This is a genomic window from Candidatus Neomarinimicrobiota bacterium, from assembly GCA_022573815.1.
Taxonomy (GTDB): Bacteria; Fidelibacterota; SORT01; order SORT01; family SORT01; genus JACZTG01.
Genome location: JACZTG010000012.1, coordinates 42,037 through 58,322, shown reverse-complemented (window position 1 = coordinate 58,322; position 16,286 = coordinate 42,037). Strand labels below are relative to the sequence as shown.

At 46.3% G+C, this 16,286-nt stretch carries 16 protein-coding genes; 14 read left to right on the top strand and 2 right to left on the bottom strand.

The features are described 5' to 3' along the window. The first annotated feature begins 118 nt into the window (after positions 1 to 118). The 9 genes from IIB39_06605 to IIB39_06565 all read left to right on the top strand — a co-directional run bounded on the left by IIB39_06605 (position 119) and on the right by IIB39_06565 (position 4,404). Positions 119 to 607, top strand: a complete 489-nt coding sequence (locus tag IIB39_06605; protein MCH8928372.1) for a hypothetical protein — start codon at positions 119 to 121, stop codon at positions 605 to 607. Then, the gene (locus tag IIB39_06600; protein MCH8928371.1) at positions 600 to 851 is read left to right on the top strand and encodes a hypothetical protein; all 252 of its coding nucleotides are present in this window, start codon (positions 600 to 602) and stop codon (positions 849 to 851) included. The genes IIB39_06605 and IIB39_06600 overlap by 8 nt, the downstream gene beginning before the upstream one ends. A gap of 29 nt (positions 852 to 880) precedes the next feature. After that, on the top strand, positions 881 to 1,192 hold the full coding sequence (locus IIB39_06595) for a hypothetical protein (protein ID MCH8928370.1): 312 nt from the start codon (positions 881 to 883) through the stop codon (positions 1,190 to 1,192). After that, the gene (locus IIB39_06590; GenBank protein MCH8928369.1) at positions 1,144 to 1,623 is read left to right on the top strand and encodes a hypothetical protein; all 480 of its coding nucleotides are present in this window, start codon (positions 1,144 to 1,146) and stop codon (positions 1,621 to 1,623) included. Before IIB39_06595 ends, IIB39_06590 begins: the two co-directional genes overlap by 49 nt. A gap of 259 nt (positions 1,624 to 1,882) precedes the next feature. Continuing rightward, positions 1,883 to 2,374, top strand: coding sequence for a hypothetical protein (locus IIB39_06585; GenBank protein ID MCH8928368.1), 492 nt, complete (start codon positions 1,883 to 1,885; stop codon positions 2,372 to 2,374). A 3-nt stretch (positions 2,375 to 2,377) separates the two neighbouring features. Further along, complete coding sequence (locus tag IIB39_06580) at positions 2,378 to 2,800, top strand: hypothetical protein (GenBank protein MCH8928367.1); 423 nt, start codon at positions 2,378 to 2,380, stop codon at positions 2,798 to 2,800. An 8-nt stretch (positions 2,801 to 2,808) separates the two neighbouring features. Next, complete coding sequence (locus tag IIB39_06575; protein ID MCH8928366.1) at positions 2,809 to 3,000, top strand: hypothetical protein; 192 nt, start codon at positions 2,809 to 2,811, stop codon at positions 2,998 to 3,000. Further along, positions 2,993 to 3,538, top strand: coding sequence for a hypothetical protein (locus IIB39_06570; GenBank protein MCH8928365.1), 546 nt, complete (start codon positions 2,993 to 2,995; stop codon positions 3,536 to 3,538). Before IIB39_06575 ends, IIB39_06570 begins: the two co-directional genes overlap by 8 nt. A 17-nt stretch (positions 3,539 to 3,555) precedes the next feature. Further along, a complete protein-coding gene (locus IIB39_06565; GenBank protein MCH8928364.1) occupies positions 3,556 to 4,404 on the top strand; it encodes a hypothetical protein in 849 nt (282 codons plus the stop codon). A 98-nt stretch (positions 4,405 to 4,502) separates the two neighbouring features. Here IIB39_06565 and IIB39_06560 read toward each other — a convergent pair whose 3' ends face one another. Continuing rightward, on the bottom strand, positions 4,503 to 5,396 hold the full coding sequence (locus IIB39_06560; GenBank protein MCH8928363.1) for a restriction endonuclease: 894 nt from the start codon (positions 5,394 to 5,396) through the stop codon (positions 4,503 to 4,505). A gap of 193 nt (positions 5,397 to 5,589) precedes the next feature. Here IIB39_06560 and IIB39_06555 point away from each other — a divergent pair, with 193 nt between their 5' ends. The 3 genes from IIB39_06555 (at position 5,590) to IIB39_06545 (ending at position 12,931) form a co-directional block, all read left to right on the top strand. Further along, the gene (locus IIB39_06555) at positions 5,590 to 8,694 is read left to right on the top strand and encodes a phage tail family protein (GenBank protein ID MCH8928362.1); all 3,105 of its coding nucleotides are present in this window, start codon (positions 5,590 to 5,592) and stop codon (positions 8,692 to 8,694) included. Positions 8,695 to 9,232: 538 nt separating this feature from the next. Continuing rightward, the gene (locus IIB39_06550) at positions 9,233 to 11,146 is read left to right on the top strand and encodes a phage tail protein (GenBank protein MCH8928361.1); all 1,914 of its coding nucleotides are present in this window, start codon (positions 9,233 to 9,235) and stop codon (positions 11,144 to 11,146) included. A gap of 999 nt (positions 11,147 to 12,145) precedes the next feature. Further along, positions 12,146 to 12,931 carry a sulfite exporter TauE/SafE family protein gene (locus tag IIB39_06545; GenBank protein ID MCH8928360.1) on the top strand — a complete coding sequence of 262 codons (786 nt, stop codon included), beginning with the start codon at positions 12,146 to 12,148 and terminating at the stop codon, positions 12,929 to 12,931. A 420-nt stretch (positions 12,932 to 13,351) separates the two neighbouring features. Here the strand turns inward: IIB39_06545 and IIB39_06540 are convergent, their stop codons facing one another. Then, positions 13,352 to 13,558: a hypothetical protein gene (locus IIB39_06540; GenBank protein ID MCH8928359.1), complete on the bottom strand. Its 207-nt coding sequence runs from the start codon at positions 13,556 to 13,558 to the stop codon at positions 13,352 to 13,354. Positions 13,559 to 14,005: 447 nt separating this feature from the next. Here IIB39_06540 and IIB39_06535 point away from each other — a divergent pair, with 447 nt between their 5' ends. Next, positions 14,006 to 14,617 carry a hypothetical protein gene (locus IIB39_06535; GenBank protein ID MCH8928358.1) on the top strand — a complete coding sequence of 204 codons (612 nt, stop codon included), beginning with the start codon at positions 14,006 to 14,008 and terminating at the stop codon, positions 14,615 to 14,617. Between the two features lie 636 nt (positions 14,618 to 15,253). Continuing rightward, positions 15,254 to 16,285 carry a 6-phosphofructokinase gene (locus IIB39_06530; protein ID MCH8928357.1) on the top strand — a complete coding sequence of 344 codons (1,032 nt, stop codon included), beginning with the start codon at positions 15,254 to 15,256 and terminating at the stop codon, positions 16,283 to 16,285. The last annotated feature ends 1 nt before the right edge of the window (position 16,286 follow it).

Here is a 16,286-nt window from a genome sequence, read left to right as displayed (position 1 = left end):
AATAAAAGTTTTATTTTGATCTGACCAATTTATCGTTTGGAGGATTCAATCGTTCGGTAATTCAGCATCACGTCGGAAAACCTGACTAATCTCTTATAAATAGAAAAAGGAGAGCAGTATGGCGCGAAGCACAATGACCGAGCTTATCGGCAGGTTCAGGTTGTTCAGAGGTGACATCACATCTTCTGTGATGACGGACGGAGAGGTTCAGAACTTATTCGACCTGAACAGGAAACGGTTGGACAAGGTGATTCTTGGGAGCGACTCCGAATCAAAAGTTTTCGAATCACCAAGTAAATATGTGGAGTCGGGCTTCACAATCACGGACAGCGCGGGCAACGCCGTTTCGGCGGACGCTTCTTCGCCTGTGGAGGGATTGTTCAGTTTCAGTGCGGCTCAGTCAACTCCGCTGCGGTTAAAGGGATATTCGCATAACCTGTTTCTCACACTGTCGTTGGCGTACCGGGCGATAGTCTCGGATGAGGACAGCTGGCAGCGGTATGAGCGGGGGGAAGTTGAGCTCCAAAAGAGAGACTTGCTGAAGATGGCGGACAATTACGAGCGGATGGGATTTCGTCCGAACGTGCTGCGGACAGCCCGTGGCTAACGGTGATTTCAAAAGCGGTTTCAACCTGAATACTCTCTTTCTGATGATAGCTATTATCGCGTTTATCTTCACAGCGGGCATCAATTACGGCGGGGTTGCCGGATACAAAGAGGAGTTGGAAGAATTTAAAGATGAATACGCCCGGAAAGACGTTATTGACGTGCGGCTCCAAAATATCGAGAAAGCGTTGAATGAGATTAAAATTTCTCTGAAAGAACTGAAAAATGGTGGCACTGAGCGGTGACTTTCATTGACAACACAGCAAAACGGACGGTGACAGTTATCAGAAAAAATGCCGGCACGCAGGACCCTGTGACCGGCGAGTACACGGTTTCAACTGTAACAATTCAGGTAAATATAGAATGCGATATTCAGCCGTACACGACTAAGCGGGGCGATATTGTACGGGATGCTTCGGGAGAAGAAATCAGCGCAGACCTGATTATGTTCACGGCGACGAAGATAAGTTCGGATTTCCGCGTCCACGACCTTGTCTCCGACGGGGGAACGGAGTATGAAATCGTGGCGAAGCGTGATTGGCGTTCCCACTGGGAAATATTGTTAAGAGAGAGGAGCCGGAGCTGATGTTTTCTCAAAATGAACTGCTTTCGGCTGTCTGGCGGCAGCTGAACGCTGACGCAACACTGCAATCATCGGCGTTTCTCGGCGGAACGGGGAAGATCTGGACAGGCGCGAAACGTCCGAATCAGACTGATAATCCACTGCTGACCGTGGATGGAAATCGGACACTGAGCGAATCTACGATGGAGCGATGGAATCTTGTAATAACGGCTTACGTTCAGGATCTGGAGAACGGAAACGCCGACCTGACAACGTTAGGAAATATTACGGATCGGGTGGTTGACCTGTTGCACAGCGCAGATATGACCATCAACGGCGGACGCATCAGAAGCATTTATTTTGACAGCAGCACAGAAGCGATCTATGACGCACAGCATCATAAAGAACATCGGCAGGAATTGATTTTCCGGATGTTCGCTATAAAGACTACGTGATGCGGCTGGAGCCTTTAAGCGTTAATTCATATTCCCCCATGATTGACGGAGGACGCCGCACCACGGATTTTATGTGAGGGGTGATCGACAGAAGATCTATTATATAATTTAAATGAAAACCACCCCCAGCCCCCTCCTTATGAAGGAGGGGTGAATTTTGGTGCAGCCAAAAGAAGGGGTGGTTGGATTTTAATGCACAAGTCAGAAATTAATCCTGACGGAAACTATATAATTGAAAACCTAATTAGGAGATAACCTGATGGCTATAACAACTAACAATATACTTGTGGGCGAGGGCGAACTGAGTATCGACAGCGTAGCTCTCGGAGCCACAGAAGGCGGATTTACGCTCAGGCAGGAACAGGACTGGTTCGACGCGATGGTGGATCAATCGGTTGGAGTGCAGAAAAAGAAGTTGGTCAGACGCAGACTCTTCGGCAAGACCAATGTTGCTGAAGCGGCGCTGGCGAATTTCGCGGTGAGTTACGGGCTTCCGGCAAGCGGAATTTCGGGTCAGACATTGACTTTCGGAGGGAGCGAGCGGGGAGCCGTTACGGGTAGTTTCGTTGTAACAAACGGAAACCCCGCCGGATTCGACAGGACTTTGAGTTTCAGCAAGATAGTCTCGCTGGGCAACTCGGAATCTTCGTTCAAAAGAGACGGAATAACTTTCGTGCCTGTGGAGTTCGAGATTTTGCCTTCATCGGACGGAGTGGATACGTTTTTCACGATTAACGACGCAACGGCGTAACGGATGAATAAGTCAGCGGAAAGAGCGGCGGACATCATAACGGCGGCGACTGAAGAATTCAAAATCGGAGAGAAATCTTATACTCTCAAACCGAGAACGCTTTTTCAGATGAGGGCGATATCGAAAGCAATTGCCCGTTACAGCGACGGACTTTACGTGGGTGTGGAGGCTCTGAATTCCAAGAAAGAGGAAGAGCTGAAACCGGCGGTGGATAAGATCCTCGATATGCCGTACGACCATATTATTACGATAATTCAGATGTTCTTGGATGAGAATCGGGAATACGATTCTGAAAACCCCATTGTAACCGCGGATTCCATCGAAAAGATGGATATCCGGGAAATAACTAACCTGATAGATAAAATCTTCCATATGCACAACGTGGAGGATCTGCTAAAAAAAATCAGCGGGCTGAGGGTGGTCTGACTTTGGATATGGGAGATGTAGTGGCGGCGATCGTCGCCCTGACGAACTGGAAAGTCGATTATATTCTGCACGGGATTTCGTATCCGCAGCTTCTGCTTGTGGCTAACAGATACCCCCGTTACGGCTCTCAGCCCGAGACAAAAGGAAATAAATCCGCATCAACCGGTGCGCTTAAAAAATTCGGTGGCGAAATTGGATAAAGAAAGAACAGAAGCTGTCCTTGGCACAACATTCGAGGAGCAACGAAAAATAATCTTCATTCTCGAAGGTATTAGAGATGCGATAAAAGAGCCGGATGATGACGACGATGACGATGATAATAACGACGATGACTTAAATATTGACGATGAATTGAATTCTGGAAATAATTCTGATGGCGATGGAGACGGAGATGATGACGAACCGGACGGAGGCTTGCCCGGGGGAGATGCAGCAGATAATCGGTCAACGTCGTTTCGGCATTTCGTGGGGATTACCGAGATACAGGCGAATCTGCTTATCGGGATTTTGAACACAAGTCGCGCTATTCAGCAGGAATCGCTGGACCTCTGGCGGAACACTTTCGCGGATGGAAGTCTCAATTCTTCCACAGGGGAGCAATCTGATAAAGTAGTTGAAATCCATAATAATTTTAACGGTGATATCAGCTTTTCCGACAGCGAGAAAATTTCGACTATCGCCGAAAGACTGGCAAACGAAACTGTTTCGCAGATGCGAGCGGTGGGAATTAGAATTTAACACAGATGGAGCAAGAAATGACTGCGCAACCGGAAGAGAAGATGGAAGTCATTGAAAATATAAAAGAAGAAGTGGCAGAAGAATCGGCGGTAGCCGCCGACTCAAATATGAATCCGATTTACGGAACGGACGTCATTTCATCGTTGAAAGAACTCTTTCCCGGATTTGTGGAAGAGTATAATATGAAAGTGGAAAAGTTACGGCTTCAGCGAGATACCGAGCTTGACCAGATTCAGGATGATGAACGGTATTCGGAAGAATTCATAAAGAACGAATCGGAAAAAATCGGTCGGGAATACGACTCGCTTCTGCAAACGGCGGATTCTAATCACAGCGCTGCAATTCAGAACAGAATAGCGGGGCTGGAGTCCGAGGAGGAATCAATTATCTATGCCGATGACGAGGAAGAAGTGTCGTATCGGTCGCTTGTGAGTGAGGCGAAAAACGGGATAAATGACGCTGTGTTGTCGGACGATAAGGTGAGCCGAAAACTCGCATTGGAAACAGCGGTGAATCTGAGGAAGATAGCGCAAATAGAGGAGCAGCGGGAGCTGACAAAACTCATCAGACACTATCCGCTTGAGGCGTTGGATAAATACCGGAAGTCGTTATCTGAAAATAATACTCGACTGATAAATTATTTCGAATCTGTCTGGCCCACTGTGAAAGAAAAATCGAATCCGCTGGCTGTGGGCGACAGAGAAAAAGACGCCGCCGCAATGATGGGCATTGAAGAGACTTTTGAGAAGCTCCGGGACGACCGGCGAAAGAAGCTGAACGACCGGCTGGGTCCCGTCCGAACGCAGCGGAACCTGCTTCAACTCTATCTGAACGATTTACAACTCGCCGCTGTTATGCGGAAGTAATAATCTCTGCTTGAAGCGATGAAACTAAAGCCCAACTTGTTGTAAATTTATAGACTATCTGACTTTGCGAGGAATCGAAGACGACGTGACCTGTCCGACTATGGAGTTTCACTCGGATTGAATACTGCATCCGGATTGTGCAAATGTTTAACACTAATAAAGACTGTATCGTCAATATTGGGCAATTCTTCTTTGTTAATAAATTTCACAAATTTTGTACGATAATCCGATAAATCTCTCGGATCAAAAATTACATGGCGTTTATTTTCATCATAAAATTGAAGATATTTAGCTGAGTCAAGATTATTCACGTATCCAAAATAATATGATTTTTGTATATGCATAATTATATTAAAATTTTCTATTATCATTTTTCTACCGTCAGGTACCCGTATCCACTGAGGTTTTGGAATATCGGGATAAAATTTGTGATCATTCAAGCCATCTTTACACTTTATTTCCGTGTCATTCCAGTAATTTGCAATAATTTTAGGAAGCGGAATATCATTAAAATTTGTTATTGAATCAAGATTAAGAGAATTTCCAATTGCTCTAAATTCAAAACTTGGAGTTGATACATCACAAGCATGCTCTGTGATTACGATAGGAAGCTCAAGAGCAAATTTCCATCTTTCCTTTGAAGCACTGTGTGCTGTGCAAAGAGAAATCCCTAATCTTTTTGCTTTATTTATTGCTTTCTTCGAAAAACCTTTTCTTGCTACCAACACCGCTTTATGAGCATTAACATCCATCCTCTTTGAAGGAAGTGCGTCGATTTCGGTAATATTTACATTTTTCGAAAAATCTTTACATTCGATTATTGTTTTCACATCAAAAGGACCAACTTTTCCAGACAATAATACATCTATTTGTCGTTTACCATCATGACCATCAAGCCAAATATTATGCTCAACTGATTCAAACTCTCTATCCTTTGATAATCGTGAGAACAGTTCCGTTGTCAATATTTCGAACTCAGTTCCTTGTTTCACTTTCTATCCATACTCTATATACACTATCAGTTATATTACAGCCCATGAAAATCCGATTCTCGAGAATAAGATAATTTAGTCCGTCAGCTCCAAATCAAGCAAGCAATTTAACTCATCCCTCCACATCAAGCAAAAACCTGACCTAAACCCGTTTAAATGACAGGCAGTTGGCAATTCTGAACGGGAGAGTTGAATGGCATTCACCGATTCAATCAAATGGAACGGCAAATCGCTGCGTGATTATTTCGCGGAGATAACGGAAGTAATGGGACGAGGGAAACCCCGGGTGAACGTGAAAGGTATTTCGATTCCCGGGCGGCACGGACAGATGGCTTTCAAGCAGACGTACAAGCCTCGTATCATTGAGATAGAGGGAACTGTTGAGGGAACTTCACACTCAAATTTGATGAGCAATATCGATAATCTGAAATCGCTTTTCGCAATGGAAGATGAACTGTTGCCGACGGGAAACAGGACTATCTCCGACGGGATGGAATACGGAAGGTTAGAATTCGGCGATGAATCGGGTAGGTATTACAACGCTGTGTTCGATGGAATATTTGATCTTCCGGAAATATCGCATCGCTGGATGAGTAACGACATAAAACGGTTTCGGGCGCGGTTCAGATGCGACGAGCCTTTTGCCGTTGCGAGTGCTTTGTCCGAAGCCACAATGGCGGGTTCCGCCGATGAATTCAAGACCTTTCCCACCGGAACTGCTCACAACGATTCTATTATTGAGATAAAAGGGGCTGTCACAAACCCGATTCTTGTTGAGGGCGATAAGGCAGCGATAGCGCACTTTGATTATAGCGACAATCTGTCGGATGTAACGCTTTCTGATATTGCGGGAAATTACACAAATCAATTTGGTTACAGAACTTTCAAAAACCTTTCGAGCCGACAGTCGAAGGGAATACAGATTAATCGGAAGGATAACCTATACTTCGATAGAGGAAGTCTTCTGAATGGCTTCAATTACAAGAATTTCAATCCGTATCAGGGTACTGTCGTAATCTGGCTCAAACCTTATTTCACGGCAGGAGATTTATTAGGTCATACTATTTTCATAGAGAAGTTTGGCAGTAATAATTTTATCTCTATAGAAATTGATAATCAAACGACTCCCGGAATAACTTTCACATATAGAGAACCGACCGCAACTAACAGCGCTTCTATTTCAGGTGTTGCCGGTGATATAGTTGCCGGCGCTTGGGTTATGATTACCGCAAGATGGGACTTGAAAAATAAGATAGACTCATCAAATAACAGTTTGCAGATTGACGTAAACACATCGAGGGAAGGAGGCAATACTAAATCAACTATTGCCGTTGGCGATGTGGACGCTACACTTTCAATAGGACAGGATGAAAATTTAAATGCCTCTCAAATTACGGAAGGTTTAATCCATTGGCAAATTTTGGAGCGAGCATTGTCTGATGCGGAAATTGCGGCGCTATATAATTCGGGTGCGGGTGTTGAGCCTTTCGTTACTCCCGACACGAAACTTTTATCGGCGGGCGAATTATCCTCCGGGGTTCCTGTGAGCGTCCAATATCCGTGGGTGGATAATAAGTTCACAGATGGCGACCAAGAAGTCGATCCGGCGGCTGAGTGGGTTTACGGAGGAACAGGTGGCTCTGGTGTAAATACCTCAGTAACTAACGAGGCGGCTATAGTAAAATATGATGCACAATCGGCACAATTAGATTGGACTTCTGCCCTTACAGAAGAATATGCATTCAGGTCTACCGTCGTACTTGTTGATAACCAGGATTACTTCTATCGTCTATGGGTTTATGCTCAAACCTTACATTTCAACGATAGATTATTTCTTGATATTGCAGGAAATTCAACTGTTCATACAAGACGATTAGATAATGTTACTGATGATATGGGCGTATCCTATGCAACGGGAAAATGGTTATATTTCGAGGGAACGTTTGAAGCTGACGGCGCTGTAGCGCATCAATTTAGACTAAGAAAAGTAAACGCCAACGGCGATGCTGAAATACGAGTAGACCAGATGGATTGTCAGGTTAGTAACGTAGACAATGGAGGTATGGAAAACTTCACAGCGGGTCTGGCAGACAGTTGGACTTTGATGGGCACGCCAACTATAACGGAAGATAACTCGACTGTTCATTCAGGAGGCGCATCTCAAAAAATAGTCACCGATGCAATAGGCGAGGGTATTCGTCAGAATGGAGTATCTTTCCCGATTAACAAATGGTTTCTCGCAGCGGTATGGCTAAAAGGCAGTGACGGGACTGAAGACGTCATTATTAATGTTGAGGGATTGGTTGGAGCGATTGGCGAGACTTCAAAGACTATAACAAATATCTCAACGAATTGGACTAAATACTATCTGCTTATAAAAAGCGGCGCTTCAGATACGAATGGGGATTTAAGAATCCGGACCGCTGAAAGCGGTACTAATACTTTTTGGATTGACGATGTTCATATAATCGAACTCGACACCGTAACCGCAAATGCCGCCTCAAAAGCAACACCCGAATTCGATTCGTATTCACAGGAACGGTTCGGGCAGGGCTTATTGTTAGACGGAGACGACACGCTATCGTGGAATGTCACGGCGAATAAAGACGAAGGTTCCATAATCGTATGGCTGAAACCGCTCTTCGGTTCCGGCTGGACGGGCAATAATCAGGATGCGGTATTTTACGAGATTCGGTATGACGCGAATAACTATCTGCGACTTTTCTATGACGGGACCAACGGGAAATTTGTCTTCAGGAAAAAAGTCAGCGGGACTGATTACGATGCTGAACTGCTTGCGCCTACTTTTAACGCAGGGGAAACACTCTGTCTTACAGGCACTTACGGAGCGGGAGGCGTGAAAGTATATCTGAACGGAATCGCCGGAAACGTAACGAATTCAAATGTTTCGGCTCTAAGCGGTAATCCCGCCACCTTGTATATGAGCGATGGGGCTCAGACGCTCTTTCCCGACGCGATAGTTGACGAACTCTACCTCTTTTCCCGTGAACTTTCAGGAGTAGAAGCGCTGAAGTATGCAAATTCAGCAACCGCATTGAAGAATGATAACGCGAAATTCAGTATGACAAAAGTTCTTGCGGAAGGGGACCGGTTGCTGTTGGACAGCAGAAAGCAAACTGTGGAATTTGCCGATTCATCAGCGGGAACTTTCACAAACGCCGTAGCCTCTATGGATGTAGGCGCAATCTTGCCGAAGTTAGAATCCGGCAAATCGGTTATTTTCAATAAAACGGCAAACGGTGGAATGAATATTAAATACAGAAAGCGGTGGCTCTAAAGAATGGCAGGAATGAGATGGTATGGAAAACCACCCCTCAGTCCCCTCCTTAAAAAGGAGGGGAGGCAACAAAGGGCAGCAGCCGTCGTTCAATTCCCCTCTATAAACCAGCCCGACATTGGTCTGGCGGGGAGGGGTGGCTCAACCGAGGTTGAGGGCGGGGTGTGTCGCAAAATCAGCTGATGGCGGTTAGGGCCACCGCCGTTGGCGGGACTTACGCTTGCCCGCCTGGCATCAGTCGGACAGGCCCTGACCGTAAATAATTCCTCTCCCCTTGAGGGGAGTGTCCGCCAGCCGGCGGACGAGGGGTGTGACTGTTTGATAGCGAAAGGTTTAGAGCAAATTGATAAATCACACACTTCCCGCACGGCCTATCGTTTTATAGGAGTGCATCAACTGCGTTGATGCCGCATTGACATAGTCAATGCACTCAAAAAAAACATTTTATCCCCTGCCTCCGGCGGTGGATGCGACGAAAGAATATATGGGCTTAAAGGTACACAGGCTGATGGCGAACAATAAAATAAGGCACTAAAATATGGCTAAATTCCGGCTGGAACTGTACGACTCAGCTAACTCGTCCCGGGAGCTCATAATTCCCACTGACGATCTGATTTTCGCGAAAATGATTGACGAATTAAACGGCGATAACTCTTTATCCATAGGCATTTCAAGAGATAGCGACAGCTGGTCTATGATAGAAAATCGCAAGTTTATTCGGGTGGTGAATCTCGATGATGAGAGCTATCTGCCGTTCAGGATAAAACAAAAACAGGACACACGTACGGAGAAAGATTCGCCTACAGGATTTTTGGAGTGCGAACATATTAAATACGATATGTTGGAGGAAATCTATCCGAAATGGACTCCGTACGTTCAGGCTGAGCCTTTGACGGTGATGAATGAGATAATGGGAGAGTCGTCATTTACGGTAGGCACTATCAGCCCCGCCACCAAACTTGATGTAGTGCTGAATTTCGGCTCGGTGCTTGAGTTGGTGGACGATGTGCGGGAACGTCTCGGAAGCGACCTCATAGTCAACAATGATAAATCTGTCAGTATCCTCCCAAGAGGGACAAACCGAAGCGCACGGCTGCGTTATACGCGGAATCTCACGGGCATCAGGAGAAATATTGATACGCGGGACCTTTTCAATGTCGTATATCCGGCGGGAGGTGGAGAGCCGCCAGCGGATATCGGCGGAGACAATATCCTCGATACGGTATCAGCGGAACATATTGTCGAATCCATATCCGGCGCTACCATTAACTCTCACAATCGGTTAGTACCGTCGGACGATTCGTGGAATAATTATCATTTCGAGGTGACAAGAGCGGTGGGCGGAGTATCAATTGGAGTGCGGCGTGAAATAATAGACTCGATTGCAGGAAGTCAGGTGGTGATAACAACCGCTCTGAGCAGCCTGACGGTAGGCGATTATTTCAAGATAGTTGCCGATGCGTCGGGAACGGATTTTAATTACATAAGAGACGCAGCTTCTATCGCATCTCACGGAACGGTGGAAGCGGCTCATTTCAATAAATCCATAGTTGAGGCGCGAAATCTACTATTCAATCCTGATTTTTCACGGGAGTTCGTTTCCGGAATCGGGGAAAACTGGTCTGTTGTCACAATCGGCGGATCATTTCCGGTAGCCGCGGTGACCGATCCAAATTTCGTGCGATACGGTTCAAAGAGTCAGAAGATCGAAGAAGCCGATGTGGGAGAGGGAATAAAGCAATCTGTCATATTAGAAACGGACAGCATTTATTCGTTATACGTATGGGTTTATGTTATATCAGGTAATGTAAAACTTGAACTCAATGACGGCGTTGATGACCAGCCGTCAGCCTCAGGCGAAACGGCGGAAACCTCAATTATCGGCGTATGGACGCAGCTCATTGTTGAGGGGATTACGGCTAAAACAACTGTGGGAACTGTTAAGATACTCTCAAATTCCGCTCAATCGGAATTTTACGTGGATTCAGTTATGGTGGAAAAAGCGGCGCGACTGAGCGTTCCAAACGAATTTTATCCCATCAGCGGAGCGCGACTGCTCTGGGATGAAGGGTTCGACGCTCTTCAGGAGAATAAAACTCCGAAAACAAAATATATCATAAATGCGGTTGATCTTTATGAGATGGACCCGGACGCTTTCCAATACGACAAAATCGAAGTGGGAGACACCATTTTAGTGCAGGACGATGAGCTCGGAATTGACATAAGCGCCCGGGTGCAATCGAAAAAAATTGATCTATTGGAGCCGTGGAAAACGGAGTACGAAATAGAAAATTTCGTTGATAGGCTTCCGAAAACGCTTCGGAATGAAGCGAGACGAAATAGCCGGCTGAATCAGAGTGTTGGCAACCTGATGGGCAGACGTGTGGATGACCGGAGACTGAGTAACAGCGGGCTTTCTGTGAATAAACGCGAATTGCATATTTTAGGGTAATTGTAAGGTAAAATACGGAACAAATTGCCTAAATATGCGTATATATCAGTGTGAGGGAAACAAAGGAGTAAGATAATGAAGCGGACAATGTACGGGTGGGCATACTAACCCGTATTGGATAGATGAAAACGAAGAAAAGCCCTGAGGAAACTCGGGGCTTTTGATTTTTATCAATTGCTCATTATTTACTCATTGAATTTATATCCTCTCCCCTTGAGGGGAGTACTCCGAAGGAGGGAGGAGATTTCCCCTCCTTTCTAAGGAGGGGACAAAGGGGTGGTTGACTCTGACTGCGGGCAGGTCTCTGCCACTGCGGGACAGGCAAGCCTTAACCCGTGCATATAACTCTCCCCTTAAGGGGAGTACTCCGAAGGAGGGAGGGGTGTGACCGTTTGATCGCGAAAGGTATAGAGCAAATTGATAAATCACACTCTCCGCCTGACCTATGCGTTTTTATAGGAGTGCATCAACTGTGTTGATGCCGCATTGACATAGTCAATGCACTCCAAATAAACATTTTATCCACTGCCTCCGGCAGTGGTCTTGACTCGCACTGATATTTATCCTTTCCGTCATTCTGAGCGGAGCGAAAGAATCTCAAGTCTGTCCACTGAGGTAAATTGTGAGATTCCTTCGTCGCATCCACCGCCGCTGGCTGGGTTCGCTCCTCTGAATGACAGAGAGTGTGCGGTCAGGACCACCGCCACTGGCGGGACAGGCAAGTCCTAACCCGTGCATATATTCTCTCTCCCCTTGAGGGGAGTACTCCGAAGGAGGGAGGGGTGTGACCGTTCGGTAACGGAAGTTATTGAGTTATTTTCAAAATCACACCCACCGTCACTTCGTGCCACCTCCCTCCAGGGAGGAGATAAAAGGGGTGGTTGACTCTGAATGACAGATTCTTGGTTGTGCTGCCGGAGCAGACCGAATTGAACTTCCGATTAAGCTGAATCTATTTTATATTATCCGCTTGAAACTCACTACTCTAATAATAAAATGATAATGTACGCGGTAGTGATGCTTGCCGCTCTGGTAGTTGCGGCTCTCACTCTCTTTTCCGGGTTCGGAATCGGGATGCTTCTGATGCCTGTCTTCGCGCTCTTCTTTCCCATTGAATCAGCGATAATTATGACCGCAGTTGTTCACCTTAGCAATAATCTGTTCAAATTAGGAATTATGGGTAAGTATGCAGATTGGAGTATCGTATGGCGGTTCGTGTTGCCCGGACTGGTTACCTCCGCTTTGGGCGCTTATCTACTGACGCGTATTTCTGTTTCGGCTCCGCTCTGGACGTATGAGCTGAACGGTACGCGGGAAATCACTATAGTTAAACTTGTGGTGGCGATTCTAATGATATTTTTTGCGCTCCTTGAGCTGATGCCGACTAAAGAGAAATTCAAGTTTTCCAAGCGGTATATCCCGCTCGGCGGGGCGTTATCAGGCTTTTTCGGCGGACTTTCCGGGCATCAGGGCGCGCTGCGGAGCGCATTCCTGCTCCGCTCAATCAGCGATAAGACCCGCTTCATCGGAACGGGTGTCGTCTGCGCGGTGGTTGTGGATTTAGCCCGCCTGACCGTTTATGGAACATCAATATCTGCGGGAACGTTGACGATAGTGTCCGATTCAGGAGGTATGAATCTGATAATCGCCGCAACGGTTACGGCGTTTATCGGTTCATTTGTCGGAAGCAGGCTGATGAAAAAAGTTAAAATGATTCATGTCCGCAACAGTGTGGTAGGGATGCTTCTCTTGCTGGCGTTGCTTTTGGGCACGGGGATTATCTGATTAAATCCTGACCCGTCTTTTTTCATCTTCGCAGATAAATGCAAAAGTCAATCTTTGCGAGGAACGTATTGACGTGGCAATCTAAATTTATTAAGACGAAGGAGAAACCCGAGATTGCCGCGCTTCGCTCGCAATGACAGAACTACCCCTCCTTTCTAAGGAGGGGGGATTTGGTGGCCCTAACCTGCGCATATATATTCTCTCCCCTTGAGGGGAGTACCTCGCAGAGGGGAGGGGTGTAATAGTTATGCATCCCTAATATGAGCAAGAATTTCAGAATCACACCCACTCCCGATAAATCGGGATAAACTCACCTCCCTCGCCCGTCTGACCGATGTCGGGCAGGAGGGAGGAGATTTCCCCTCCTTTCTAAGGAGGGGACAAAGGGGTGGTTATCTACCAGCGGCTTCCGGAGACGACTCATTCATATCGTTCGTAATACTTCTCGAAAACCCTTCTGATGGGTTCGAATTGATTATCAATATAATCGAACATCAAAATTGTTGCTCCGGCGTTTATGGCAATTATGATGATAAGTCGAATTGTCCAGCTGATTGTAGTTCTGTCAAACAGCCACATCGCTAAACGGGTGAGCGCGATGTAAACGAGTACGAATATGATTGTCATTAACTGGTTCCTTCTCTGAAAGATATAGGTGCGGTACGGTCAGGGCAAGCTTAAGTCCCGCCAACGGCGGTGGGCCCTAACCCGCGCATATAATAACCTCTCCCCTTGAGGGGAGTACCTCGCAGAGGGGAGGGGTGTAATAGTTATGCATCCCTAATATGAGCAAGAATTTCAGAATCACACCCACTCCCGATAAATCGGGAAGGGAAAGATGGGGCGAACTGTTAAAAAATCCACCGATTCTGATACACTTTTTGTGTGTTTCATAGATGGTACATTGTGCGAAATTTATATTGTTATTGTGACTGATTATAGTATATGTTTTATGCTACAATATTTCATATGGCTTAATTATTTGATAATAGTAGGTATTTCCCGAGTATGTCGGTTCAATACGTTAGGTCGTATGGAGCAAATACTAATACACTCATAAATTAGGAGTCGGATATGTATAATTACCCTAAATTATTTACAGTAGCGCTTATAATCTTTATAACTGTAATCTCCTGTACTTCCGCTGAAGAGAAAATGCCGGTTGCCAAAAGTTCTCGAGCAGTTTCGGAGATCAATGAGGGAACTGTAAGGAAAACCTACATCGACAAGCCGCTCATTGGTGCAAAGGGTTACGTTGTTGGTGATTGGGAAAAAGGTGAAGCACGGGTAGAAGTGATGAATTTTCCATCATCAGAGACAGGATATGAGGCATTCCTATTTGAAATTGACGCACATGCGTATATGCAGAAGATGTTCGTCGATGGGGATCCGGAAAAGGGGATCGTTTCTGAGCCACCACCCTTTGATGAGGTAGCCGGTTTAATAAGCCAATGGTATAGTTTAGGTGACCTTGTAATGAATGACAATGGAGGCGGTACGCTGGAATATCGCGAAGGCGTGGACCTTGTTGCAAAAGGTCTAAATATGATAATGGTATTTGAAAAGGTAACATCCGGAAGGCACGACGGCCCCGAAGACATCAGCAAACTCATGGTGGAATGCAACGGACCACTCGCCGGGTTTCCCGGTGCGGATGCGATGGCGAAAGCAATAAATGTATTTTAGGTTATGTAACTATTAAGTCTTTCTGAATTACGAAAAAAAGCAACGGTGAATTCAAAATAGCAACGATTATTCTCCGATGGAATTCTACAATATCCAAACGGGAAAAATGCTGCTGTTGAAAAGATTGTGCGGTCAGTATAAATCCTGACCGCACATATATTTTCTCCCCTTGAGGGGAGTACCTCGCAGGAGGGAGCCTGCCCGACTGATGTCAGGCAGGGGGTGTGACCGTTCGGTAACGGAAGTAATTGAGTTATTTTCAAAATCACACCCACTCCCGATAAATCGGGATAAACTCACCTCCCTCAGGGGAGGAGATTTCCCCTCCTTTATAAGGAGGGGATAAAGGGGTGGTTGACTCTCTGACTTGCAGTCAGGGCCACCGCCGGCTGGCGGAAGAAGGAATCTCAATATTGTCGGATCAAGAGAAACCCGAGATTGCCACATAATTACTACGTTCTTCCCCGCAATGACTGTACTTTAAATAGCTCCCAAAAAATTTATACCTTGCATATTCCTTTCTGGTTCGGTAATATTTTTGACCGATAATATTGATATAGTATTAAAAATTATTATTAATGTGGCGGTCAGGGCAAGCCCTAACCCGCACAATAAAATAGTATAAGGAAACAGCAAATGCGTATTGGAGTTCTCACGGGAGGGGGAGATTGCCCCGGATTAAACGCTACTATCAGGGCGATAGTACGGAAATCCATTGGCGGTTACGGACATGAGGTTTTCGGAATTCGTGACGGTTGGAAAGGGCTTGTTGACGGCGATCTGTTTCAGCTTACGCATCTGGACGTAGGCGGGATAATCAGGAAAGGCGGGACTATACTCGGCACTTCCCGGACTAATCCGTATAACGATGACCATGCTATTAAGAGCGTTAAAGCCAACATCGAAAAGTTTAAACTGGACGCGATAGTGGCAATCGGAGGAGACGATACGCTTGGCGTTGCCACCAAACTGACGGAAGAAGGGATTCCGTGTGTTGGCGTTCCGAAGACTATTGACAATGACCTTTCAGCCACGGATTCCACATTCGGGTTCGATACCGCCGTTTCCATTGCGGTTGAAGCCATTGACCGCCTAACCACCACTGCGGAGTCGCATCACAGAACGATGGTGGTGGAGGTAATGGGAAGGCACGCCGGTTGGATAGCGCTTCATTCGGGAATAGCAGGCAGCGCGGACTGTATTATGCTACCGGAATTTGAGATGAGCATTCAGGAAGTAGTGGACATCATCAACAATCGGAAAGAGGCGGGGAAGAAGTTCCATATTATTGTAGTTTCCGAGGGAGCCTTGATCGGCGGTGGTGATGACGCGCTGACAAAAGACGATTCTTTGGATGAATTCGGACATGTGCGGCTGGGCGGAGTCGGCGAATACGTAGGCCGCGAAGTGGGGAAAAAGACAGGGGATGAAATACGAACCGTTGTTCTCGGTCATACTCAGCGCGGCGGTCCTCCCACGGCATACGACCGGATGCTTGCCACACGGTTCGGGATTGCGGCGGCGGAATATATCAACGAGGGAAAATTCGGCGTTATGGCAGCGCTCAGGGGAACTGAAATTGTTCCTGTTCCGCTCGCAGATGCTACAAGCGAACTGAAACTCGTTCCTCCCGAGCTGTACGAATTAGCAAAAACCTTTTTCAACTGAT